The sequence below is a fragment of the Duganella sp. CF402 genome, assembly GCF_900109645.1.
Lineage (GTDB): Bacteria > Pseudomonadota > Gammaproteobacteria > Burkholderiales > Burkholderiaceae_D > Rugamonas.
In genome coordinates this window covers 125,053-149,677 of record NZ_FOBG01000002.1, presented here as the reverse complement: position 1 = coordinate 149,677, position 24,625 = coordinate 125,053, and the positions used below count along the sequence as shown (strand labels likewise).

Sequence of the window (24,625 nt, the reverse complement as noted above, 5' to 3'; positions counted from 1 at the left end):
GTTAGAAGCGATATGCGAAATCGTTGGAGTTGGCGACCGCGTGAACCAGATCGACGAAAGCGGCGGCGCGAATCGGATTCACGCGCTTCTCTTTCGCGCCCACCGGCACGGCGATCTCGAACTTGCCGTCGGCGTTCTTGGCCTGGATGATTTTTTCCTCTTTATCCAGGAAGTCCTTCAGCGCCGCCTTCTCGCTCTTGTTCGGGGCGCGCGAGAACAGGATTTCGTACAGGCGGGTGAGCTGCGCGTTTTCATCCTGGCCGGCTTCGCGGATCACGCGGCCTGCCAGTGCCTGCGACCAGTTGAACACCACGTCGCTGTTGAAGAGCGTGAGCGCTTGCAGCGGCGTAGTGGTGACGTCCCGCTTGTGGTGGGCGTGCGATGGGTCGGCCGGATCAAAGCTTTGCGTCAGCGGGTAAGGCACGCTGCGGCGTACGAACACATACAGGCTGCGGCGGTTCTGCTCCTGCGGATCGGTGGAGGCGGTCCACAGGTTGCCGGCGTTGAAGTTGCCCGGCACTTGCGGGAATACCGCAGGGCCGCCTACTTTGTCGACCAGCTGGCCCGATGCGGCCAGCAGCGAGTCGCGGATCGCTTCCGCTTCCAGGCGTTTGCGTGGATAGACCGCCAGCAGCTTGTTGTCCGGATCGGCCTTCAGCACATCGTCACGCTGGTTGGACGACTGGCGATACACCGACGACAGCAGGATCTGGCGATGCAGCTTCTTCACGCTCCAGCCGTTCTTCACAAAGTCGGTGGCCAGGTAGTCCAGCAGTTCCGGGTGGGTCGGCTTCTGGCCTGCACGACCAAAGTCGGCCACGGTGCTGACGATGCCGTTGGCGAAGTACTGGCTCCATACGCGGTTGACGAACACGCGTGCGGTCAGCGGATTGCTGTCGCTGGCCAGCCAGTCGGCCAGCGCGGTGCGGCGGCCGGAGGAGGTGGCGGTTGGCTTGATTTCCAGCTTGGTGTTACTTGCGCTGCCGGCCCACAGCGCAGGCAGCGCTGGTTGCACTTCATCGGTCGGACGCTCATGCACGCCGCCGAAGCGGACGTAGGTCGCCGGTGCATCGGCGTGACCCAGCTCGGTGGCGGTGGTCAGCGTCAGGCTGCCCTTGGTCGGGCGCAGCTTGTCGAACTTGCGCAGCTCGGCGGTCAGCTTCTGGTATTGCTTCCACTTCTCGACGTTGGCCGGATTGTATTCCGCCGCATCCTTTTCCTCGGCGGTGATGCGCAGGTACTGCACCACATCCTGCTCGCTGCTGACGGACTTCAGGCGGAAGTTAACCCAGCGGTCCATCGGCGTCCATTCGGACTCCGGCTTGAAGATGGCCTCGCGGCTGTCGGTCAGGTAGCGCTCCTTGTGGTACTTGACGCCCTCGGTGCGCACGGTGTCGAGGATGGCTTTCTGCTGATCGCGGATCGACTTCGTCGCTTCGCGGTACGCGGCCTGCTGCTTCTCGAATTCCAGTTCGCCCGGACCTTTGATGGCCGGCGCTTTTTCATCGAAGCTGGTGTTGGCGAAGTAGGCCTGCAGCTGGAAGTATTCCTTCTGGCTGACCTTATCGGCCTTGTGGTTGTGGCAGCGCGCGCAGCCGACGGTGGCGGCCAGGAAGGTCTCGCCTACCAGGTCGGTCATGTCGGTGGCGATCTGGTATTTACGCTGGACCAGGTCGCGCGAGTTCAGGTTGTCCGGATAGCCGGCCAGGAAGCCGGTGGCGATGCGGGCGTCCTGATTGTCAGGCCAGATCTCGTCGCCGGCGATCTGCTCGCGGATGAAGCGATTGAACGGCTTGTCGCCGTTGAAGGCGTTGATGACGTAGTCGCGGTAGCGGAAGTTGTTCGGCCGCGTCACATCCTGCTGGAAGCCGGCGCTGTCGGCGTAGCACGCCAGGTCCAGCCAGCGGCGCGCCTGGCGTTCGCCGTAGTGCGGCGACGACAGCAGGCGGTCGGCCAGCTTCTCATAGGCGTCGGGCGACTTGTCGTTGACGAAGGCCTTCACTTCTTCCGGCGTCGGGATCAGGCCCCAGGTGTCGAGCGTGGCGCGGCGGATGTAGGTGGCGCGGTCGGCGTCGGGCGAGGGTTTCAGGCCTTTCTGTTCCAGCTTGGCCAGCACGAAGGCGTCGACCGGCGTGCGTACCCACGCTTTTTGTTTGACGACCGGTACGTCCGGGCGTTGCGGCGTGCTGTAGGCCCAGGCTTTGGCTGATGCGGCGGCCGGTTTGGAATCTGCGGCGGGTTTATCGTCGTTGGCCGCCGACAGCGCTGCGGAAAAGCACAGCAGCACGGCGATCGCTAACGTCTTGATGACAGGCTGGTTCACGGACTTGCTCCTTCTAGATGCGTGGCTTGGTGAGGTTGATGGCTATCTGTTCGCAACTACCGTGCCAGTCGCCGGAAAAACTTCATGTACTTGATTTATATGGATTTTCCTGCGGGAGGCAGCGGCGGGGCTGCTGCCTCCCGGTCAGGGTGCGCTGGGGTGCTGTTAAAAACGCAGCACGTCCTACAACTTGCCGCTGAAGGTCAGGCCGTACCAGCGCGGGTACGGATTCGGCGAGTAGCTGACCCATGCCGGTTCGTGCTTGCGGTTGTCGGTCAGGTTTTTCACGATCAGGCTGACGTCGAAGCCGCCCTTGAAACCCAGGCCGATGGCGAAGTCGGTCACCGTGTTACCCGGCACTACGCCGTAGGACGACAGCGTGTCGGTGTTGTTATAGCGGCTGGTGAAGGCGGTGTTGAAGCTGGTGTGGAACTGCTTGTCGCCCCACACCGGCGCGCGGTACTCGGCGCCGACGTTGCCGGTCCACTTGGCCACGCCCGGTAGCTGCAGGCCGCTCTGGTCGATGTAGGCGCCTGGCAGGTAGGCCAGTTCGTCCGGCTTGGCGGCCTGCGCGAAGCTGATGTAGCGCGCATCCGTGTAGGCGGCGGCGACGCGGATGCTGAGGTTCTGGATGCCGCTGTACACCGCATCCAGCTCCAGCCCGCGTGCGCGCGCCTTGGGCACGTTGCCTTGCGCCGTGACGTAGGCGATAGGGTTGGCCTGGCCGTTGGCGATGTTGGTCTGGGTGGTGAATTCGTCCACTACGCGCACGGTCGACTGATAGTCGCGGATATTCATCTGGTAGATGTCGGCGTTGAGCACCAGTGTGTTGTTCAGCACCGTCGACTTCAGACCGAGCTCGAAGGCGTTGGTCTTCTCGGGACGCACATTGGCCGACAGGCCGTTGACGTTGAGCGCGGAGCCGGACTTCTCGCCGTGCTGCCAGCTGGCGTAGCCAGTGATGTTGTCGCTGAAGCGGTAGCTCGGCCCCAGGGTGCTGGTCCACAGGTTGTCGTTATAGCGGCTGGTGATGCCGCTGATGAGTTGACCGATCTGGCCTGCGCGCAGCGCCTTGGCCGCCGCCACTTGCGCCAGCTGCGCGGTGGTCAGTGCGCTGTAGGAGGCGGCGCCGAAGTAGCGCGCCGCCACCGCGTCGGCCAGCGCGGTTTGCGCCGCCGTATTGCCGGCGGCGAGGGCGCCGGTACTGGTGGAGTTGAAACCGCCCAGCGCCACGCCGCGCACCGATACCGGGTTGAGCGCCGCACCGGCGCCATAGGCGGTCAGGAAACGGGTATCGGTGGTGTTGCGGTCTTCGTGCGTGAGGCGCAGGCCGCCGTTCAGGCTAAGCTGGTCGGTGGTATGCCAGGTGGCGTTGCCGTAGATGGCGGAGCTCTTGGTATGGACCACCGTGTCGCCTTTGACGATGCTGTCGTCCAGCACATCCTTCAACAGCGCCAGTCCGGCGCCGCGATTGACGCCGGCGTTGCGGTCCAGCGTGTTGTACTGCGCGGTGGTGGCGAACCATGCGCCGGCGTCAGAGCCCCAGCCGGTCTTGGACTGGATATCGTCCTCGGTCTTCAGGTAGTACAGGCCGGCCACGTAGTCGACTGCGCCACCCGGCTTGTTTTTCAGCTTGAACTCCTGGCTGATTTGTTTGTAATCGACACCGCCGCCGCCATTGCGGTTGATGTCGAACGGCGTGCCTTCGTCGTTGTGGGCGTCGAAGCTGTATTTGCGGTTGGCGGTGACGGAGGTCAGCGTGTGGTTGGCGAGGTTCCAGGTCAGGTCGATCTGGCCGCCCTTGTTGTGTACCGTCTGGCCCTGGTTCTCGTTGAAGTTGATGTTGTTGTCACCGATGTAGTTGGCATCGTAGGTGTAGGGCTTGCCGTTAAAGTCGCGGCCTGCGAACCATGCGCGGCCAGCGGTGTAGACGCCGGCGGCGTTGGTGAAGCCGGTCAGCTTGGCGCGCGTGGTGGTGCCGCTGGCATCGGTGAGCGAACCGTCGGCGAAGCGTTCCGGCTGGTTCTTGTAGAAGGTCAGGCCGTTCTGCACTTGCGGCGCGTGCGGTTCGAGGTCGAAGCTGACGCGCGCGTTGAAGTCGGCGCTCGGCGTGAACAGGAATTGCGTGCGGCCGCTGACACGGTTCTTGTTATACAGGCTGTAGTTGGTGTCGAAGTTGTTGGTGTAATAGCCGCGGCTGCGGTCCACCACGAAGGAGCCGCGCCAGGCCAGCAGGTCGTCGATGATAGGGCCACCCAGGTTGGCCTTGGCAATCAGCGTGTCGCGCTGGCCGTAGGTCACCTGGTAGTCGGCGCTTGGGTAGAACGACGGACGCTTGGTGTTCACGCTGACCACGCCGGAGCTGGCGCCTTTGCCGCCCAGCGTGCCTTGCGGGCCGCGTACCACGTCGACGCTGTCGACGTCATAGAAATCGAAGTTGGCCAGTTGCGACAGGCCGTATGCCACGCCGTCCACCACCATGCCGACGCTTGGGTCCTGCGTTTCGGTGAAGGAGCGCTTGCCCAGGCCGCGTACCGACAGCGAGGCGCCGCGCGTGTTGTTCTGGTTGAACTGGATGCCGGCGCTGCGCTTGGTGATTGCGCTCAGGTCTTGCGCCAGCTCGCGGTCCAGCTCCGCGCCGGTGACCACGGAGACCGACAACGGCACGTCTTTCAGCAGTTCGATTTTCTTTTTGCCGCGCACGGTGATGGCCCCCAGTGCTTGCGGTTCTTCTTCGGCTGCGGGTGCAGCGGCGACTGGCGCGCTGGCAGGTTCCGGCGCCGGCGTGGCGGCAGCGCCGCCTTGCGCGGCAAGGGCTTGTTTCAAGCGGGCGTTTTCGGCCAGCACACGCGCGATTTCGGCCTGCAGGTCGGCGACGCTCGGTGCGTCGGCCGCCAATGCTGCCCCGGACATCAGCGCCAGCGCCGCAGCGACGGCGGCGGTGAGCGGCGCCGCTCGGAAATGCTGTCGGGATAAGGCCTTCTGCGTTTTGCTCATTACGTTATTCTCCTGAGTGGGTGGTGTGGTAGTGAGCTCTATTCCGCAAGGAGCATGCCATCTTGCAGGCTGCAAGGCGGCATAAGCTTATGCGCCAGCAACGGCGGGCGTTGCAACTGGTTTCATGTTGGCTGCGACGTTTTGCACGGGTGTTGAAATCGCAGCAGTTCTGTTTCAAGTGCTGACCGCAGTGCAGCATTTGGCATCGCACGGAGTCGCAGGAAGCCAGTAAATCCGGGGCTTCTTTCCGTGGCACGATAGTTGCAGACGTGGTGATCGAGGCTTTTCTCAATCACTACGAAAGATGTACATCATGAGCAAACTGAAAACCGCAGTGCTGGCATTGGCCCTGGTCTCCAGCGTATCGGCGTGGGCGCAGCAACAACCGCAGCCCTGGACTTACAAAACCAAGCAGCTGGAACGCGCCGAAGTCGACGCCTTGCTGGCGGCACCGGAAAAACTGGTGGTGCTGGACGTACGCCGTCCGGACGAAGTGGCGGCCAAGGGCAGCTTCCCGGTGTTCCTCAACATTCAGGCCAAGGATGTGGAAAACCGCTTGGCCTATATTCCTAAAGACCGCGTGATCGTCACCGTTTCCAATCACGCGCATCGCGCCGGCGCCATCGGCGACCTGCTGACCTCCAAAGGCTTCAAGGTGGCTGGCGCCGCCGGCTCGGAAGACTATGAAGCGCAGGGCGGCAAGATCGTACGCATCGCGGCGCCAGTCAAGGCGGTGGCAGCCGCAGGCCAGAACTGAGAGGCCATATGAACAAGCGTGCCGCCCTCAAACAGTTTGCGCCGGCCCATGAAGAAGTAGTTGCGCCGCAGCGTAAGCGCATCCTGGTATGGGACCTGCCGACGCGGATTTTCCACTGGTCGCTGGTGGCGGCGGTCACCGTCGCCATCATCAGCGGCGAGATCGGCGGCGACTGGATGGCGGTGCACGGCAAGGCCGGCCTGGCGATCGTCGGGCTGGTGGCGTTCCGTCTGGTGTGGGGCGTGGTGGGCGCGACGCATGCGCGCTTCATCAGCTTTGCGCCGACGCCGTCCACGCTGCGCGCTTATCTGCGTGGGCGCTGGAAAGGCCACGGCCACAATCCGCTCGGCGCCTTGTCGGTGTTCGCCTTGCTGGCATTGCTGGCGGCGCAGGCGGGAACTGGCTTGTTCGGAACCGACGAGATTTCCTTCACTGGCCCGCTGGCGGCGCTGGTGGAGGAAACCACATCCCTACGCCTCACCGGCTGGCACCAGAAGCTGGTGTACCTGCTGTTTGCCTTGCTGGCGCTGCACGTGCTGGCCATCGCTGCCTATCTGCTGCTGAAGAAGGACAACCTGGTCAAGCCGATGGTCACGGGCTGGAAGGAAGTGCGCGCCGGTGTTTCGGCGCGTAAGGGCAGCTGGCCGGCGCTGGTGCTGTCGCTGGCGGCAGCTGCGGCGGCGGTGTATTTCGCCAGCGGCACGTATTGAGGCAGTTCTGCTGATCTGCTGTTGCTGATGCAGCAGATTTTACGGCTGCTGCAACACTGGTACTAATGAAATCAGTCACTTAGGTCCGGGCACAGAAACTGCTCAAGGACTAGCAGGACTAACAGGGAAAGGGCGCATCATGACTGCACTGACTTTTGAGAGCATCAACTATTCACCACGCCGTGCTGCCGTCCGGCGTCAGGCGCGGCCGGTGTCGCACCTGACGGTTGTGGAAGCGGCGGCGCCGGCCAGCGTGGCTGCGCACGTCGGCAATGTCGCCCAGCGCGGCAATAAGCGCGGTATCGCCGCCTTGTTCGGCGTGGCCTTCGTGCTGCACGCCGGCGTGTGGGTCGCCTTGCATCAGGGTGGCCAGATCGAAGCGTTGCCGCCGAAGGCGCCGGAACCGCTGGCGATTGAATTCGCTCCGCCACCGCCGCCACCTCCGGAACCGCCGAAGGTGCAGCCGCAGGTAGCCAAGGTGGCGCCGCCGCGCGCCGCGCCGCAAGTACCGGTGGTGCAGCAGGCGCCGGTCGACGACGGTGTGCCGAGCGAGAACACGGTACAGGTGGCGCAGGCCGCGCCGCCGGCGCCGGTGGCTGCCGCTCCGGTGCCGCCACCGCCAGCGCCGGAGCCGGTGACCGAGCCGCGCGGTTTCGCCGGCTATCGCAACAACCCGGCGCCTGATTATCCGGCGCTGGCGCAGGATCGTGGCCTGCAAGGGCAGGTGATCCTGAAAGTACGCGTGCTCGCCACCGGCAAGCCGGAGAGCGTGACCGTCGATAAAACCAGCGGCCACAAGATCCTCGACGATGCCGCCATCAAGGCGGTGACCGCGTGGACTTTCGATCCCGCCAAACGTGGCCAGACGCCGATTGACGGCTGGGTCAAGGTTCCACTGAATTTTAAACTTTCCTAAATTTCTTAACTTCATACTGAGAGCTATCCAATGTCTTCCTACTACTTAGATCTTATCGTTCAGGGCTCCCTGTATGCGCTGGTGTTGTTTTCCATCGTGACGTGGGTGCTGATTCTGGCCAAGGGCGTGCAGCATTACCGCGTTGGAAAACGTGATAAACAGTTTACGCGCCAGTTCTGGAGCGCCAGTACCCTGGATGCGGCCAGCGCGCTGGCCAGCGATGCGAGTCCTAAATCGCGTCTGGCCAATGTCGGCTTCGAGGTGTTGAACGTCAGCGAGTCCGGCGCCGGCAATGACCTGGAACATAGCTGGGACAGGCAAGAGCTGCTGGAACGTCACCTGCGCCAGCAGATCCAGAAGGAGTACCAGTCGCTGGAAAGCGGTCTGGCGGTACTGGCTTCCATCGGCAGCACGGCGCCGTTCGTCGGTTTGTTCGGTACGGTGTTCGGCATCATTCACGCGCTGAGTGCGATCGGCAAGAGCGGTTCGGCCAGCATCGATGTGGTGGCGGGGCCGATTGGCGAAGCACTGATCGCCACCGGTGTCGGTATCGCGGTGGCGGTGCCTGCGGTGCTGGCGTTTAACTTCTACGTACGTCGCCTGAAAGTGACGGCTGCGGAACTGGATAACTACGCCACCGATTTCGTCAACCTGGCGCAGAAGAACGGCTTCCGCGTGGTGCGTCCTGTGACTAAGGGCGCTACGCAGAATGTTCGTCCAGTGACTACGCCGCAGCAGGGAGCATTTGCATAATGGCTTTCTCTACTGGACGCGATAGCAGCGATGTTGTCAGCGAGATCAATATCACGCCGCTGGTGGACGTGATGCTGGTGTTGCTGGTGACTTTCATTCTGACTGCGCCGCTGCTGAATAACGCGGTGCGGATTAGCCTGCCGAAAACCTCGACCACCACGCCTGCGAATCCTTCGAAGTCGGTGACGGTCAGTATCGACGGCAGCAACAAGATCTTTATCGACAAGCGAGAAGTGGAACCGGCAGCGCTTGAGCCGGAGCTGAAGCAGCTGGTGGATAAGGATCCTGAGCTGGCATTGAGCCTGCAGGCCGACCAGGGCGTGCCGTATCGCGCGGTGGCCAAAGTGATCGCCAACATCCAGCGCTCCGGCGTGAGCAAGCTGTCGGTGCTGACGGAGCCGGGTGGGTGATGGCGAAGCGTTCCGTCACTGTGGCGGCGCTGGTAGCGATGGCCGCCGGCAGCTACGTGCTGCTGGGTGGTCCGCTGCCAGCCCGTGCCATCACCGCGCCGCCGGCGGCAGCGCCTGCCGCCTCGCCACGCGTCGGCGTGCCGCTGGTGCGGTTGGCGCCGGCCGAGCGGCGGGATGTGCCGCTTGAGGTGCAGGCCAATGGCACGGTCACGCCGCTTAGCAGCGTCGAAATCCGCCCGCACGTCAGCCGCCAGCTAACGCAAGTGCATGTGAAGGAGGGGCAGTTCGTTGCTGCCAACGCCTTATTGTTCTCTCTGGACGACCGCGCCGAACGCGCCGCGCTGGACCGCACGCAGGCGCAGCTCAAACGCGACCAGGCCGTCCTCGCTGACCTGGAACGACAGCACCAGCGCAGCCGCGAACTCTCGTCGCAACAATTCATTTCCGCCAGCGCCGCCGATGGCGTGCAGGCGCAGGCCGAAAGCCAGCGCGCGCTGGTGCAGGCCGACCAAGCCGCTGTGCGCGCCGCGCAGGTGGACCTCAGCTACACCGCCATCCGCGCGCCATCGGCAGGCCGGGTGGGCGAAGTTAAAGTGTACGCCGGCAGTCTGGTGCAAGCCAACGCCGTACTGGCCAGCGTCACGCAGATCGATCCTATTGCCGTCAGCTTCACCGTGCCGGAGGGCGACGTCGGCGCGCTGCTGGCCGCATTCAAGGCCGGCCCGGTCGCGGTCAGCGCGGCGCTGCCGGACAGCGCGATTCAAGGACGCTTGAGCTTTGTCGACAGCAGCGTCGATCCGGTCGCCGGCACCATCCGCGTCAAAGCCCAATTCGACAACCGTAGCAACCGCCTGTGGCCCGGCCAATACGTGCCCGCCACCGTCGCGCTCGCCACGCTGCGCAACGCCATCGTGGTGCCGCTGGCCGCCATCATCACGCAGACCGACGGCGCGCTGGTGTACGCAGTCGACGAGCAGCAATCCGCCAAGCCGCGCAAGGTGCGCGTGCTGCACACCTTCGGCAAGCTGGCCGCCGTCAGCGGCGTGGAGGAGGGCGAGCGCATCATCGTTGAAGGCAAGCAGAATCTGCATCCCGGCGCCAAAGTCAAGCCAGGCAAGGACGCGCTGCTGGCCGATGCAGGGAGTGGTCGTTGAACATTTCCGAATTGTGCATCCGGCGTCCCGCGCTGGTGCTGGTGTTGTCGCTGTCGCTGATCGCGGCCGGCATACTGGCCTGCCTCAAGCTGCCGGTGGCGGCGCTGCCCAGCTATAACACGCCCGTCATCAACGTCAACGCCGACCTGCCGGGCGCCAGTCCGGAGACGATGGCGTCGTCGGTGGCGCTGCCGCTGGAAAAGCAGTTCTCCACCATCTCGGGCCTTAACCTGATCACTTCCAGCAGTTCGCCGGGCACCACCTCGCTGACGCTGGAATTCGATCCGAGCATCGACATCAACGTGGCGGCGCTGGACGTGCAGGCGGCGCTGCTGCGCGCCCAGCGCGCGCTGCCGCAGGAAGTGACCGAGCTGCCGTCCTACCGCAAGACCAATCCGGCCGACGGCCCGACCTTGTTCATCGTCCTCAACTCGCCGTCGATGAGCCTCGCCGAATTGAACGACTACGCGGAAAACCTGATCGCGCCCAGTATCGCCACGCTGGACGGCGTGGCGCAGGTCAACGTCAATGGCCAGAAGCGCTTTGCGGTGCGGGTCAAGGCCGATCTGGACAAACTCAACGCCCGCAACCTGACGCTCGATGAACTGGCCAACGCCGTCAAAGCGGCCAACTCCAATTCCCCGCTTGGCATTATCGAAGGCCCGGACCAGACGCTGACCATCCAGGCCGACGCCCGCCTGATGAAGGCGACGCACTTTGCCGACCTGATTATCGCCAACCGCAACGGCCTGCCGGTGCGCCTGAAGGAAGTGGCGTCGCTGGAAGACAGCTACCAGTCGGTGCGCACCAGCGCCTACTACAACGGCGCCAATTCGGTAGTGCTGCAAGTGCAGCGCCAGCCCAACGCCAACACCGTGCAGGTGGTGGACGGCGTGCGCCGCCTGCTGCCGCAGCTGCAAGCGCAATTGCCGGCGTCGATCAGCGTCACCCTGAGCGGCGACAGTTCGCTGTCGATCCGCGACGCCATCCACGATGTGAACATCACGCTGGCGCTGACTATCGTGCTGGTGGTGCTGGTGATCTTCCTGTTCCTGCGCCGCGCCTCGGCCACGCTGATTCCGGCGGTGACGCTGCCGATTTCGCTGCTGGGCGCGATGGTGCTGTTCTACTGGCTGGGCTACAGCTTGAATAACGTCTCGCTGCTCGGGATTACGCTGGCGGTGGGACTGGTGGTCGATGACGCCATCGTGGTGCTGGAAAATATCGTCCGCCACATCGAACAGGGCGAGCCGCCGTTGAAGGCGGCGCTGGCCGGATCGAAGGAGATGGGCTTCACCATCATCTCGATTTCTGTCTCGCTGGTGGCGGTATTTATCCCGATCTTCTTCATGCCCGGCGTGATCGGCCTGCTGTTCCATGAATTCGCGATCGTGGTGTCGCTGTCCGTGCTGGTATCGGCGCTGGTGTCGCTGACGCTGGTGCCGATGCTGGCCAGCCGCCTGCTGACCCACGATGATGCGGCGCATGGCGGCGGCAACATCGCCGTGCGCTGGTTCGACGCCGGTTTCACGCGCCTGAGTAACGCCTACGAGCGCTCGCTGGACTGGGGCCTCAAGCACCGCAACGCGGTGCTGCTGGCGGCGCTGGCCAGCTTCGTGCTGACCGCTGTGCTGTACCAGACCATTCCGAAAGGCTTCTTCCCTGAAGAAGACCTGGGCCGCGTGCGCGTCATCACCGAAGCCTCTGAAGATGTGTCGATGCCGGCGCTGATGGTCTTGCAGGCCAGGGTGGCCAAGGCAATCCAGTCGGATCCGAATGTGCTCGGCGTGCTGTCCTTTACCGGCCCCGGTGGGCCAGGCGGCGGCACCAGTTCGTCCAGCGGCCGCCTGATCGTTACGCTGAAGCCCAAGGGCGAACGCGCCAGCATGAAGGAAGCGCTGGACTCGATGCGCAAGGCCGCGCGCACGGTGCCCGGCGTGGCTGTCTACATCAGCCCTATGCAGAACCTGCAACTGGGCGGACGCTCCAGCAAGAGCCGCTACCAGTACACGCTGCAAAGCGTGACGCCTGATGCACTGGAAGGCTGGGCGGAGAAAATCATGCAAGGCATGCGCGCCGATCCGCTGTTCCGCGACGTCACCAGCGACACCCAAAACAAAGGCCTGCAAGCCACGCTTGATATCGATCGCGACAAAGCCAATGGCCTCGGCGTGCAGATGGCCGAGGTGCGCAGTGCGCTGTACCTGGCCTTCGGCGACCGCCAGATCTCCACCATCTACGCGCCGAGCGCCAGCTACCAGGTCATCATGGAAGCGGCCGACCGCGAATACGTGAATGCGCTCGACAAGATCAGCGTGCGCGGCGACAGCGGCGCGCTGGTGAAACTGAACAGCTTCGCGCACGTGGTGCGCACGGTGGGGCCGACTGCCGTCAACCATCAGGGCCAGCTACAGGCGATCACACTGTCGTTCAACCTCGCGCCCGATGCGGCGCTGGGCGACGCCACCGCGCGCATTGAAGCCATCGGCCGCGAAGCGGGCCTGCCGGCCTCCATCCTCACCAAGTACGGCGGCGAGGCGGCGGTGTTCCAGGACACGCAATCGAGCCAGCTGGTGCTGATCGCCATCGCGGTGCTGGTGATCTACGTGCTGCTGGTGGTGCTGTACGAAAGCTATATCCATCCGCTGACCATCCTGGCCGGCCTGCCGTCGGCGGCGGTGGGCGCGCTGATTACGCTGCGCCTGTGCGGCATGGACCTGACCCTGATTGCCACCATCGGCATCCTGATGCTGGTGGGGATCGTCAAGAAGAACGCCATCATGATGATCGACTTCGCGCTGGACGCCCAGCGCACGCAAGGCCTGCCGGCGCCGCAGGCGATCCGCGCCGCCTGCGTGCAGCGCTTCCGGCCGATCATGATGACCACTTTGGCCGCCCTGATGGGCGCCTTGCCGCTGGCCTTCGGCTGGGGGGCGGGCGCCGAACTACGACAGCCGCTCGGGCTGGCCGTGGTGGGCGGCTTGCTGTTTTCGCAGGTGATCACGCTGTACATCACGCCGGTGATTTATCTGGTACTGGACCGCTACAGCGGCACCGGCCCGATGACTGACCAGCAGATGGCGGCGCGTATCGCCAGCATCACGCTGGTGCCGCCGGTGGCGGCACCTACAAAAAATCCAACTGTCCAAAGGGAGAACTACTGATGTTGTTGAAAAAAATAGTCCAATCGGCGCTGCTGTTCGGCGCACTGGCCGGCGCCGCGCACGCTGCAGATATCACGCTGCTCAACGTGTCCTACGACCCGACGCGCGAGCTGTATCAAGACTTCAATGCGGCCTTCGCCAAGCAGTGGAAGGCCAGGACCGGCGACAACGTCACCATCAAGCAGTCGCACGGCGGCTCGGGCAAGCAGGCGCGCACCGTGATCGACGGGCTGGATGCGGACGTGGTCACGCTGGGTCTGGCCTACGATATCGATGAAGTGGCGGAGCACGGCCTGCTCGACAAGAGCTGGCAGAAGCGCCTGGCGCATAACAGCACGCCGTATTCGTCGACCATCGTGTTCCTGGTCCGCAAAGGCAACCCGAAAGCGATCAAGGACTGGGGCGATCTGGTCAAGCCGGGCATCTCGGTGATTACGCCGAATCCGAAAACCTCGGGCGGCGCACGCTGGAACTACATTGCGGCGTGGGGCTATGCGCTGAAGCAGAAGGGCGGCAGCGAAGCCACCGCCAAGGACTACATCAGCAAGTTGTTTAAAAACGTGCCGGTGCTGGATTCCGGCGCGCGCGGTTCGACCGTGACTTTCGTTGAACGCGGCATCGGCGATGTGCTGATCGCATGGGAAAACGAAGCCTTCCTGGCGCTGAAGGAACTGGGTCCGGACAAGGTCGATATCGTGGTGCCGTCGGTCAGCGTGCTGGCCGAGCCGCCAGTCGCAGTGGTGGATAAATTCGCCGACAAGCATGGCACCCGCAAAGTGGCGCAGGCCTATCTCGATTACCTGTATTCGGATGCGGGCCAGGAGATCATCGCCAAGAACTACTACCGTCCAACGGTGGCGGCAGCGGCGAAAAAATATGCCAACCAGTTCCCGGCGGTGAAGCTGTTCACCATCGATGAAGTGGCCGGCAACTGGGCCAAGGCGCACAAGACGCACTTCGCCGACGGCGGCCTGTTCGACCAGCTGTACCAGCCGGCCGCCAAGGCCGCAGCGCTGTAACGGCGTTCAGGCTTTCGCCGGCTTGGCCGGCTTGTCCGGCACGCGCGTGACGATCACGTTGCCATCGACGATTTCGCAATCGATGATGTGGCTGCGCGAGACGGGGACGTGGCGCGAGGTCAGGTCGTGGTACTTGCCCGCGTCCTCGAGCCGCAAGTCGATACGGAAGCTTTCCAGGTTGTTGCTGGCCTGGACTTCGCGCAGGCGCTGCCTGCGCACGTCGGCTTCCTTGTCGCTGCGGCCGTGCATCTCCGGGCCTTCGAAGTAGCGGATCAGGGCGCACTCGATGACGTCGATGCGGTCCTTGAGCAGGATGTCGGCGGCCACCGGGTTCTGGTTGACTTCCAGCTCGGCCGGATCGCCGTCCTCCGACAGCACTTCCACGTTGAAGCGCTGGATCAGCAGCAGCATGTCGTTGTCTTCGCTGAACTTCTGGTGCACGCGCTGCACCGGCACCAGGCGCGCGCGCGCCAGCCGGCCCAGCGGATCCTTGGTCTGGCCGACATACTGCACCTCGCTTTTGTCAGTGAGATGGTTCTCGTACTGCTGCAGCAGGTCGTGGATCGACAGCGCTTCGACCAGGCCGCCCCAGTTGAGGGTCAGGAAGCTGTCGGTCATCGCCACCGACGGCTTCTTCAGCGTGGCCGCGAACGGCACCGTCAGCTCGATAGTCAGCGAGTCCTTCTTTTCTTCCGGCCCCACCAGCAGCGGCACCGTCAGCTTGAGCGAGAAGAAGCCCCAACTGGTGCTGCGCGAGGTATCGAAGCGCACGCGCGGACGGTTGACGGCGAAGTAGAGCAGCCGCTTTTCGCTGGTCGCCTCGAGGTCGAACTGCATGCGGCGCAGGTGGCGGCCGATCGGGTCGCGGATGTCCGGCACGGCCGGGAAGCCGGCGATCAGGTCATACCAGTGGTACTTGGCGTCGGCCACCGTGACCACCCAGGTCTGGGGCGCGGCGGTGCGTTGCGGTATCAGCGGCAGCAATTCGTCCATCGCGTCGGGCGGTGGCGCCACCAGGTCGTGGAACGGTTCCGGCGCTTCTTCGAACAGCGCGCCTATGCCCAGCTCTTCCGGCGACGGATCAGGGTAATCGTCGTCGTCATGGCTCATGTCGTTGCGCGCTCCAAATAGATCATAGAGAGATGATTATAGTGCCTCCGCCGCAGCATTTCCATACGGAAACTTCGTCGGCGGCGATAAATCACTCAATGTAACATTAGCCGGGTTGGAAAGGCATGGACGCAACCTGCACCTGGCCGTCGGCGATGAAGCAGCTGAGCAGATGGCGCTCGGCTGCGGTGACGAAGGCGGAGCACAATTGCTGGTAATGGCCGCAGCCGGGCAGGGCCAGGTCGATGGTGTATTGCACCAGATGGTTGGCGGCCTGGATGGCCAGCAGGCGCGCGCTGCGTGCCTGGCGCTCGCCGTCGCTGCGATGGCGCGGCGCGCTGCCTTCGAAGTAGCGGATCAGGGCCGCTTCGATCATTTCTGTGCGCTCGCCGCGCAGGACATCGGGATCGTCCGCACGGTCGGCGGGATCGCCTTCGGCGCAGTTCACTTGCACCTCGGTGTCGATCCCCAGCAGCAGGGTGTCGTAGCCGTCGATGACCGGGGGACGCGGCGTGCGGCCGACATGGCACACCTTGCTCGGCAGCGTGTGCGTGTGGCCGTAGAGGCGCAACAGGTCGTGCACGGACAGCACTTCCACCAGGTTGCCCCAGTTCAGGCGGATCTCGGTGGCGCTCAACGCCACGCTGGGTTTCTTTGCGCTGGCGTTGGGCGGCATCTTGAGTTCGACCGTGATGTGGTCCTTGCTTTGCTCGGCGCCGCGCAGCAGCGGCAGCGTCAGCTTGAGGGAGAAGAAGCCCCATTGCACCATGCCGGTCACATCGAAGCGCACGCGCGGGCGGGTGACGGCCAGCAACAGCTGGTGGCCGGCCGGATCGTGCAGGTCAGGCCAGTAGTATCGGGCGTCGACAATGCGCACCATCCAGCTCTGCGGAGCGGTGGTGCGCTGCGGTAGCGCGTGGCGTGTGTCGATGGCCGGCCGCAGCGTGGCGGCGGCCTGTCCCTGGGTATCCATGATGCACCTGCTTGGTTGTGTATGAATAGGAGACTACGCTCAATCTATCCGTGCGGCAACAAACATCGTGCGCCATGCTTGGTCTATACCACGGAATCGATAGTATTGACCCGATGCAGCAGGGCCAGCAGCTCGGCCGGGTGCTGGAACAGGTGGTCTGCCTGCCAATGTTGCGGTTCGACCGGGCCGCAGTAGCCCCAGCCGCAGGCGATGGTGACCATGCCGGCCGCCTTGCCGGCCTGGATGTCGCGCAGGTCGTCGCCCACGTACCAGCAGTCCTGCGGCGCCAGGTTGAGGCGGCGCGCCGCTTCGAGCAGCGGGGCAGGGTGGGGCTTGGCGTGCGGCGTGGTGTCGCCCGAGATGGCGCAGGCCGCGTGGGCCAGGCCGATCTGCGGCAGCAGCGGGTCGGTGAAACGCTTGGGTTTGTTGGTGACGATGCCCCATTGCAGGCCGGCCGCCTCGATGCCGTCCAGCAGCGCCGGGATGCCGTCGAACAGGCCGCTGTGCACGGCCATTGCCGCCTCGTAGTTGCTGAAGAAGCCGTCGCGCAGTTCGGCGTAGCCTTCGTCGTCCGGCGTCAGGCCGAAGGAGGCGCCGATCATGCCACGCGCGCCGGCTGAGGCGGTCGGGCGCAGGATGGCGTAGGCGGTCGGCTCCAGGCCGCGCACGGTGCGCAGCAGGTTGACGGCGGCGGCCAGGTCGGGCGCGGTGTCGGCCAGGGTGCCGTCGAGGTCGAACAGGATGGCGCGTGGGGCGTTCGGGGTGCTCATGCTCAGGCTTCCAGTGGGCGGCGCGCGGCCACCAGGTAGTTGACGCTGGTGTCGTCGTTGAGCGAGTAGATCTTGGTCAGCGGGTTGTAGCCCATGCCCTTGAAGCCTTGCACTTCCAGCCCGGCGCTGCGGATGAACTGCGACAGCTCGGACGGGGTGATGAACTTGTCGTAGTCGTGGGTACCTTTCGGCAGCATGCGCAGGATGTACTCGGCGCCGATCACGGCAAACAGGTAGGCTTTCGGATTGCGGTTCAGGGTCGAGAAGAACACGTGGCCGCCCGGTTTGACCAGCGCGGCGGCGGCGCGCACGATGGCGGCCGGATCCGGCACGTGCTCAAGCATCTCCATGCAGGTGACCACGTCGTACTGGCCGGCTTCCTGCGCGGCCATCTCTTCGGCGGCGATCAGCTTGTAGCGCACTTGCACGCCCGATTCCAGCGAGTGCAGGTCGGCCACTTTCAGGGCTTTTTCGCCGAGGTCGATGCCGGTGACGGTGGCGCCCTTGCGCGCCATCGATTCGGACAGGATGCCGCCGCCGCAGCCGATGTCGATCACGTTCTTGCCGGCCAGCGGCGCGCGCGCGTTGATCCATTCCAGGCGCAGCGGGTTAATCTCGTGCAGCGGACGGAACTCCGAGGTCGGGTCCCACCAGCGGTGGGCGAGTTCGGCGAATTTTTGCAGTTCTAATGGATCAGCGTTCATGGTTTCTTGTGCAAATAGAATGCGCTATTTTACTCCGCTTTGCCGTTTGTCATAGGGTGGTGTGCGGCTTGGCGGCAGACTGGGCGGATGTCGACTATCGCTCCTCCAGCCCGTTACGACCTGCCCTGGAAGGCGGTGGTGGCGCATGCTTTCCATCCGTTCATGAATTTCTGCTTCCCCGTCTTCAGCGAGCGTATTGATTGGCGACAAAGGCCGCGCTTCCGCGACAAGGAATTGGCAGGATTCGGTATCCCTCTTTGGCGTCCGGCTAGCTTTCGCCAGCGCATGGAGGGCAGGACATTCACTTTTACGACTGCCAAGCTGCTCGATTTGGCTGACGATGCCGCTGCGCTCGAGGCCTCGCACCTGGAAGCCGAGGCGCATAATCGTCTTATTCAACGTGATTAACTGGATGATGGTCTTGCCGGAACCTCATCAACGACGCTACTGGAGGGCTGTTCTGCAACTGGAAAAGGAGCACGAAATGAAATTGCTCAACCCATTGGAACAAATGTTTTTTGATGACGGCATCAAGGAAGGTGTCGAGCGAGGCTTGAAACAAGGCCTGAAGCAAGGGCTTAAACAGGGCTTGGAGCAGGGGCTGGAGCAGGGGCTGGAGCAGGGGCTGGAGCAGGGGCGCGTGGAAGGGGCGGCTGCAGTGCTGGAGCGCCTGCTTGTGCTGCGGTTCGGGCCGTTGCCGCAAACTGTGCGGAAAAAGCTGGCCAAGGCCAGTGCGGAGCAAGTCGAGCTTTGGACTGAGGCGCTGGTGACGGCGCGGTCGCTCAAGGAAGTGTTTGCATTAAAAAACCCCGCCGAAGCGGGGTTCTCATTCAGTGGAGCGCTAGCAATTACTTGCTGGTGCCGACCACTTCGATTTCTACGCGACGGTTCTTGGCGCGGCCTTCGGCGGTTTTGTTGTCCGCTACTGGCTGTTTCTCGCCTTTGCCTTCGGTGTACACGCGGTTGGCTTCTACACCTTTCGAGATGATGTAGGCCTTGACGGCTTCAGCGCGGCGTACCGACAGCTTCTGGTTGTACTCGTCCGAGCCCACCGAGTCGGTGTGGCCAACGGCGATGATGACTTCCAGGTTGATCGAACCCAGTTTCGAGGCTACGTCGTCCAGCTTGGCTTTGCCTTCTGGTTTCAGCACGGCCTTGTCGAAGTCGAAGAAGGCGTCAGCAGCGAAGCTCACTTTTTGTGCGGTTGGCACTGGCGCTGGTGCTGGGGCTGGAGCAGGGGCTGGCGCCGGTGCCGGGGCAGGAGCGACTGGCGGTGGCGGCGGTGCTACGCACTTGCCGTTTTCCAGTTTCTCTGGCTCGACGCACAGCGGCAGATCGCAACCTGGCACGGCGTCAGCCGGGGTCCAGTAGCCGGTACGCCAGCACAGGCCGAACGGGTCGCGTGCGATCACGCCGCGTGCATCTTGCACGTAGGCGCTTTTCGGGGTGGCGGCCTTGATGTCCTGGGTGACTGGCGCGTATGGTGGCGCGGTCGGGGTGGTCTGGGCGATGGCCGAGGCGGCGAATGCAGCCGAGATGGCCAGCATCGAAATCAGTTTTTTCATATTTTTCTTCCTTTCGGGGGTGATGACTATCTGCAGAAAACTGCGCAGCGAGTTCTTTGCGTGGGGCGAATTCTACCACGCAGGGGCGTCAGCCTCGTTTTCTGCTTGTGATTCAAGCAATTGACTTCTCGTCCATTTTGCCACAGCCGATGAAAGTCGTTTAAAACGCGCCAACATGGCGGCGTTTCGCGTTCAACCAAAATGTTGTTTTGCTGCAACGTGATTGTCGATAATAATTGAGTAATGTGTCATGAATATTACAAGTTGTTACGCACGCCACACGGGCGTGACACCGCATGAACGCTGGGCTGCTGCGGATTTCCGCTAGTTGCCGTGCGCCCATGCTAAAATCGTACGCTTGCCTATCCCTTGGGAGAGGCTCAATAAACCACAGTAAAACGACCGGCCAATGGATCAATTCGCAAAAGAAACAATCCCGATTTCCCTCGAAGAAGAGATGCGCAAGAGCTACCTCGATTACGCCATGAGCGTGATCGTCGGCCGCGCCTTGCCGGATGTGCGTGACGGCCTGAAGCCTGTACACCGCCGCGTCCTGTACTCGATGCACGAAATGAACAACGTGTGGAACCGTCCTTACGTCAAGTGCGCCCGTGTGGTGGGCGAGACGATGGGTAAGTACCACCCGCACGGCGACGCCTCGATTTACGACACGCTGGTGCGTATGGCGCAGGACTTCTCGCTGCGCTACATGCTGGTCGACGGCCAGGGCAACTTCGGCTCGGTCGACGGCGACGGCGCGGCGGCCATGCGTTACACCGAGTGCCGTCTCGACAAGATTTCCAGCGAACTGCTGGCCGACATCGACAAGGACACGGTCGACTTCCAGCCCAACTATGACGGCAAGGAAAAAGAACCGACCGTCCTGCCGACCCGCATTCCCAACCTGCTGATCAACGGTTCCTCCGGTATCGCGGTGGGGATGGCGACCAACATTCCGCCGCACAACCTGCATGAAGTGATTGCCGGCGCGCTGCACGTGCTGAACAACCCGGACTGCACGATCGACGAGCTGATCGAACTGATCCCGGCGCCGGACTTCCCGACCGGTGGCACCATTTACGGCGTGTCGGGCGTGCGCGACGGCTACCGCACCGGCCGTGGCCGCGTGGTGATGCGCGCCAAGACCCACTACGAGGAATACGGCAAGGACGGCGGCCGCACCGCCATCATCGTTGACGAGCTGCCGTACCAGGTCAACAAGAAATCGCTGCTGGAACGCATCGCCGAAAACGTGCGCGACAAGAAGCTCGAAGGCATTTCCGACATCCGCGACGAGTCCGACAAATCGGGCATGCGCGTGGTGATCGAGCTGAAACGCGGCGAAGTACCGGAAGTGGTGCTGAACAACCTGTACAAGCAAACCCAGCTGCAAGACACCTTCGGCATGAACATGGTGGCGCTGGTCGACGGCCAGCCGCGCCTGCTGAACCTGAAGGAAATGCTGTCGTGCTTCCTGTCGCACCGCCGCGAAGTGGTGACGCGCCGTACCGTGTTCGAACTGCGCAAGGCGCGCGAACGCGGCCACGTGCTGGAAGGCCTGGCGGTTGCACTGGCCAACATCGACGAGTTCATCGCCATCATCAAGGCCGCCCCGACGCCGCCGGTGGCGAAGACCGCCCTGATGGAAAAATCGTGGGATTCGTCGCTGGTGCGCGAGATGCTGGCCCGTACCGGCGAAGGCGACACCATCGGCGGCATCGACGCCTTCCGTCCGGAGCACCTGCCTAAGCACTACGGCATGCAGCAAGACGGCCTGTACAAGCTGTCCGACGACCAGGCGCAGGAAATCCTGCAAATGCGTCTGCAACGCCTGACTGGTCTGGAACAGGACAAGATCGTCAACGAGTACAAGGATGTGATGGCCGAAATCGCCGACCTGCTGGACATCCTGTCCAAGCCGGCCCGCGTGACCACCATCATCACCGACGAGATGACCTCGATGGTGGGCGAATTCGGCGATCCAACCAAGGATCCGCGCCGCTCCAACATCGAACACAACGCCAGCGACCTGAATACCGAAGACCTGATCACGCCGCAAGACATGGTGGTGACCCTGTCGCACACCGGTTACATGAAGGCGCAGCCGATCAGCGAATACCGCGCGCAGAAACGCGGTGGCCGTGGCAAGCAGGCAATGGCGACCAAGGATGAAGACTGGATCGACCAGCTGTTCATCGCCAACACGCACGATTACATCCTGTGCTTCTCCAACCGTGGCCGCCTGTACTGGCTGAAGGTGTGGGAAGTGCCGCAAGGCTCGCGCAATTCGCGCGGCAAGCCGATCGTCAACATGTTCCCGCTGGCGGACAACGAGAAGATCACGGTCATCCTGCCGCTGTCGGGCGAGAACCGCACCTTCCCGGAAGACCACTACGTGTTCATGTCGACCAGCCTGGGCACCGTGAAGAAGACGCCGCTGAAAGACTTCAGCAATCCGCGCAAGGCCGGCATTATCGCGGTCGACCTGGACGAGGGCGACTTCCTGATCGGCGCCGCGCTGACCGATGGCGAACACGATGTGATGCTGTTCTCCGACGCCGGCAAGGCAGTGCGCTTCGACGAGAACGACGTGCGTCCGATGGGCCGTAATGCTCGCGGCGTGCGCGGCATGAACTTGGACGAAGGCCAGCGTGTGATCGCGCTGCTGGTGGCCGAGAACGAGCAGCAGTCGGTGCTGACCGCAACCGAGAACGGTTTCGGCAAGCGTACTCCGATCGTCGAGTACACCCGTCATGGTCGTGGCACCAAGGGCATGATCGCGATCCAGACCTCCGAGCGTAACGGCAAGGTGGTGGCGGCCACGCTGGTCGATTCGACCGACGAGATCATGCTGATCACCACCGGCGGCGTGCTGATTCGCACCCGCGTGTCGGAAATCCGCGAGATGGGCCGCGCGACCCAGGGTGTGACCCTGATCGCCGTGGAAGACGGCACCAAGCTGTCCGGCCTGCAGCGCGTGGTGGAAACCGATATCGATGAAGTAGAGCTGGAACCGGGCCCGGATTCGGCTACTGAGTAAACGCTCGGAGTACTGAGCCAGCGGGGCCAAGGCTATTGCGTGATTCAGCGTCAATAGCATTGGCCCCGTTTTTATTTTTTAAGGAACGCAATGACTCAAATCTTTAACTTCTCCGCCGGCCCTGCGGTGCTGCCGAAGGAAGTGCTGGCGCAAGCTGCTGCCGAAATGCTGGACTGGCACGGCAGCGGCATGTCGGTGATGGAGATGAGCCACCGCGGACCGGAGTTTATGTCGATTTACAAGGCAGCCGAGCGCGATCTGCGCGAGTTGCTGGCAGTACCGGACAATTACAAGATCTTGTTCATGCAGGGCGGCGGTCTGTCGCAGAACGCCCTGATTCCGTTGAACCTGCTGGGCCACAAGCCTGAAGGTGCAACCATCGATTTCATTCACACCGGTTCGTGGTCGGCCAAGTCCATCAAGGAAGCCGGCAAATACGCCAAGGTGAATACTGCCGCTTCCAACACCACTGCGGTGCCGGCGCAAGCCGAGTGGCAGCTGACGCCTGCGCCAGGCGCGGCGTATCTGCATATGTGCACCAACGAGACCATCGACGGTGTTGAGTACCAGCCGGACTTCAATGATCCGCGCTTCGCCGGCCGCGTACTGGTGGCCGACATGTCGTCGCACATCCTGTCGCGCGTGATCGACGTCGCCAAGTACGGCGTGATCTTCGCTGGCGCGCAAAAGAACATCGGCCCGGCCGGCGTCACCATCGTCATCATCCGCGACGACCTGCTGGGCAAGGCGCTGCCGGTATGCCCGTCGGCGTTCGACTTCAAGCTGGTGGCCGACAACGAATCGATGTACAACACGCCGCCGACCTATGGCATCTACATCGCCGGCCTGGTGTTCCAGTGGCTGAAGCAGCAGGGCGGCGTGGCCGAGATGGAGAAGCGCGCCAAAGCCAAGGCCGACCTGCTGTACGCGGCGCTGGACGCCGATGATTTTTACCAGAACCGTGTTGCGCCGGCCAACCGCTCGCGCATGAACGTGCCCTTCTACCTGAAGGACGAAAGCAAGAACGAAGCATTCCTGGCCGGCGCCAAAGCGCGCGGCCTGCTGCAACTGAAGGGCCACAAGTCCGTCGGCGGTATGCGCGCATCGATCTACAACGCGATGCCTATCGAGGGCGTGCAAGCGCTCGTAGACTACTTGAACGAATTCGCTGGCCGATAACCATGAACGACAAACTCAAACCATTGCGCGAACAGATCGATTCGATCGACGCGCAAATCCTGGACCTGCTGAACCAGCGCGCCAAAGTGGCGCAGGAAGTCGGTCACGTGAAAGCCGAAACCGGCGCCCCGGTGTTCCGCCCTGAACGCGAAGCGCAAGTGCTGCGCGGCGTGGCGGATCGCAATCCCGGTCCGATGGGCAACAGCGAGCTGCAAACCATCTGGCGCGAAATCATGTCCGCCTGCCGTTCGCTGGAGAAGCGCGTGACCGTGGCCTTCCTCGGCCCGGCCGGCACCTACAGCGAGCAGGCGGTGTACCAGCAGTTCGGCACCGCCGTCGATGTGCTGCCTTGCTCCTCGATCGATGAAGTGTTCCGCGCCACCGAGGCGGGGACGGCGGAATTCGGCGTGGTGCCGGTCGAGAATTCGACCGAAGGCGCCATCGGCCGCACGCTGGACCTGCTGCTGCATACGCCGCTGACCATCAGCGGCGAGGTCTCCATCGCCGTGCGTCACAGCCTGTTGACCGGCACCGGCAATATGGAAGGCATCACCGCCATCTGCGCCCACGCGCAGGCGTTGGCGCAGTGCCAGATCTGGTTGAACAATAACTATCCGGACCTGGAGCGCCGCGCGGTGTCGTCGAATGCCGAGGCGGCGCGCATGGCGCGTGACGATCACACGCTGGCGGCCATCGCCGGCGAGCGCGCCGGCGTGCGTTACAGCCTGGGCACGGTCAAGGCCAATATTCAGGACGACCCGTCGAACCGCACGCGCTTTGCCGTGATTGGCTCGCTGCAGGCCGGCCCGTCGGGCGAGGATCGCACCTCGCTGGCGCTGGCGGCGCCGCACAAGGCGGGCTCGATCTATCGCCTGCTTGGGTCGCTGGCGCAGCACGGCGTATCGATGACGCGCTTTGAGTCGCGTCCGGCGCGCACCGGCACGTGGGAGTACTACTTCTACGTCGACGTCGAAGGCCATGTGCAGGATCCCGCCGTTGCCAAGGCGCTCGATGAGCTGCAAGGCAATGCCGCATTCTTCAAGGTGCTGGGTTCCTACCCGGTCAGCCTGACCTGATTTCG

At 63.3% G+C, this 24,625-nt stretch carries 19 protein-coding genes; 12 read left to right on the top strand and 7 right to left on the bottom strand.

The features are described 5' to 3' along the window. Position 1: 1 nt before the first annotated feature. On the bottom strand, positions 2-2,323 hold the full coding sequence (locus BMZ70_RS18700; protein WP_175500805.1) for a DUF1549 and DUF1553 domain-containing protein: 2,322 nt from the start codon (positions 2,321-2,323) through the stop codon (positions 2-4). A gap of 183 nt (positions 2,324-2,506) precedes the next feature. After that, entirely contained in the window at positions 2,507-5,320 is a 2,814-nt protein-coding gene (locus BMZ70_RS18695) for a TonB-dependent receptor (RefSeq protein WP_092278213.1), read from the bottom strand. A gap of 313 nt (positions 5,321-5,633) precedes the next feature. Here BMZ70_RS18695 and BMZ70_RS18690 point away from each other — a divergent pair, with 313 nt between their 5' ends. The 8 genes from BMZ70_RS18690 to BMZ70_RS18655 all read left to right on the top strand — a co-directional run bounded on the left by BMZ70_RS18690 (position 5,634) and on the right by BMZ70_RS18655 (position 14,203). Then, positions 5,634-6,077 (top strand): rhodanese-like domain-containing protein, encoded by a 444-nt coding sequence (locus tag BMZ70_RS18690; protein WP_092279506.1) that lies wholly within the window; start codon positions 5,634-5,636, stop codon positions 6,075-6,077. 8 nt (positions 6,078-6,085) lie between these two features. Then, positions 6,086-6,787 carry a cytochrome b/b6 domain-containing protein gene (locus tag BMZ70_RS18685; RefSeq protein WP_092278211.1) on the top strand — a complete coding sequence of 234 codons (702 nt, stop codon included), beginning with the start codon at positions 6,086-6,088 and terminating at the stop codon, positions 6,785-6,787. 139 nt (positions 6,788-6,926) lie between these two features. Then, complete coding sequence (locus BMZ70_RS18680) at positions 6,927-7,703, top strand: energy transducer TonB (RefSeq protein WP_092278209.1); 777 nt, start codon at positions 6,927-6,929, stop codon at positions 7,701-7,703. Positions 7,704-7,733: 30 nt separating this feature from the next. Further along, entirely contained in the window at positions 7,734-8,456 is a 723-nt protein-coding gene (locus BMZ70_RS18675; RefSeq protein WP_092278207.1) for a MotA/TolQ/ExbB proton channel family protein, read from the top strand. Next, on the top strand, positions 8,456-8,866 hold the full coding sequence (locus BMZ70_RS18670) for an ExbD/TolR family protein (RefSeq protein ID WP_092278205.1): 411 nt from the start codon (positions 8,456-8,458) through the stop codon (positions 8,864-8,866). The genes BMZ70_RS18675 and BMZ70_RS18670 overlap by 1 nt, the downstream gene beginning before the upstream one ends. Further along, the gene (locus BMZ70_RS18665) at positions 8,866-10,020 is read left to right on the top strand and encodes an efflux RND transporter periplasmic adaptor subunit (RefSeq protein ID WP_092278203.1); all 1,155 of its coding nucleotides are present in this window, start codon (positions 8,866-8,868) and stop codon (positions 10,018-10,020) included. Before BMZ70_RS18670 ends, BMZ70_RS18665 begins: the two co-directional genes overlap by 1 nt. Next, positions 10,017-13,184, top strand: coding sequence for an efflux RND transporter permease subunit (locus BMZ70_RS18660; protein WP_092278201.1), 3,168 nt, complete (start codon positions 10,017-10,019; stop codon positions 13,182-13,184). The genes BMZ70_RS18665 and BMZ70_RS18660 overlap by 4 nt, the downstream gene beginning before the upstream one ends. Further along, a complete protein-coding gene (locus BMZ70_RS18655) occupies positions 13,184-14,203 on the top strand; it encodes a sulfate ABC transporter substrate-binding protein (RefSeq protein WP_092278199.1) in 1,020 nt (339 codons plus the stop codon). The genes BMZ70_RS18660 and BMZ70_RS18655 overlap by 1 nt, the downstream gene beginning before the upstream one ends. A gap of 6 nt (positions 14,204-14,209) precedes the next feature. On the opposite strand, the gene BMZ70_RS18650 is transcribed toward BMZ70_RS18655, so the two are convergent. The 4 genes from BMZ70_RS18650 to ubiG all read right to left on the bottom strand — a co-directional run bounded on the left by BMZ70_RS18650 (position 14,210) and on the right by ubiG (position 17,760). Then, a complete protein-coding gene (locus BMZ70_RS18650; RefSeq protein ID WP_092278198.1) occupies positions 14,210-15,313 on the bottom strand; it encodes a hypothetical protein in 1,104 nt (367 codons plus the stop codon). 106 nt (positions 15,314-15,419) lie between these two features. Next, a complete protein-coding gene (locus tag BMZ70_RS18645) occupies positions 15,420-16,286 on the bottom strand; it encodes a hypothetical protein (RefSeq protein ID WP_092278196.1) in 867 nt (288 codons plus the stop codon). Between the two features lie 83 nt (positions 16,287-16,369). Continuing rightward, positions 16,370-17,056: an HAD family hydrolase gene (locus tag BMZ70_RS18640; protein WP_092278194.1), complete on the bottom strand. Its 687-nt coding sequence runs from the start codon at positions 17,054-17,056 to the stop codon at positions 16,370-16,372. A gap of 2 nt (positions 17,057-17,058) precedes the next feature. Continuing rightward, positions 17,059-17,760: a bifunctional 2-polyprenyl-6-hydroxyphenol methylase/3-demethylubiquinol 3-O-methyltransferase UbiG gene (gene ubiG / locus BMZ70_RS18635; RefSeq protein WP_092278192.1), complete on the bottom strand. Its 702-nt coding sequence runs from the start codon at positions 17,758-17,760 to the stop codon at positions 17,059-17,061. Between the two features lie 87 nt (positions 17,761-17,847). On the opposite strand from ubiG, the gene BMZ70_RS18630 reads away from it, so the two are divergent. Beyond that, entirely contained in the window at positions 17,848-18,168 is a 321-nt protein-coding gene (locus tag BMZ70_RS18630; protein ID WP_092278190.1) for a hypothetical protein, read from the top strand. Positions 18,169-18,608: 440 nt separating this feature from the next. Here the strand turns inward: BMZ70_RS18630 and ompA are convergent, their stop codons facing one another. Then, on the bottom strand, positions 18,609-19,325 hold the full coding sequence (ompA, locus tag BMZ70_RS18620; RefSeq protein ID WP_092278186.1) for an outer membrane protein OmpA: 717 nt from the start codon (positions 19,323-19,325) through the stop codon (positions 18,609-18,611). Positions 19,326-19,734: 409 nt separating this feature from the next. Here ompA and gyrA point away from each other — a divergent pair, with 409 nt between their 5' ends. From gyrA to pheA, 3 genes are all read left to right on the top strand, one after another. Further along, positions 19,735-22,365, top strand: a complete 2,631-nt coding sequence (gene gyrA / locus BMZ70_RS18615; protein WP_092278184.1) for a DNA gyrase subunit A — start codon at positions 19,735-19,737, stop codon at positions 22,363-22,365. A 90-nt stretch (positions 22,366-22,455) separates the two neighbouring features. After that, positions 22,456-23,544: a 3-phosphoserine/phosphohydroxythreonine transaminase gene (gene serC / locus BMZ70_RS18610; RefSeq protein ID WP_092278182.1), complete on the top strand. Its 1,089-nt coding sequence runs from the start codon at positions 22,456-22,458 to the stop codon at positions 23,542-23,544. Positions 23,545-23,546: 2 nt separating this feature from the next. Further along, positions 23,547-24,620: a prephenate dehydratase gene (gene pheA / locus BMZ70_RS18605; RefSeq protein WP_092278180.1), complete on the top strand. Its 1,074-nt coding sequence runs from the start codon at positions 23,547-23,549 to the stop codon at positions 24,618-24,620. The last annotated feature ends 5 nt before the right edge of the window (positions 24,621-24,625 follow it).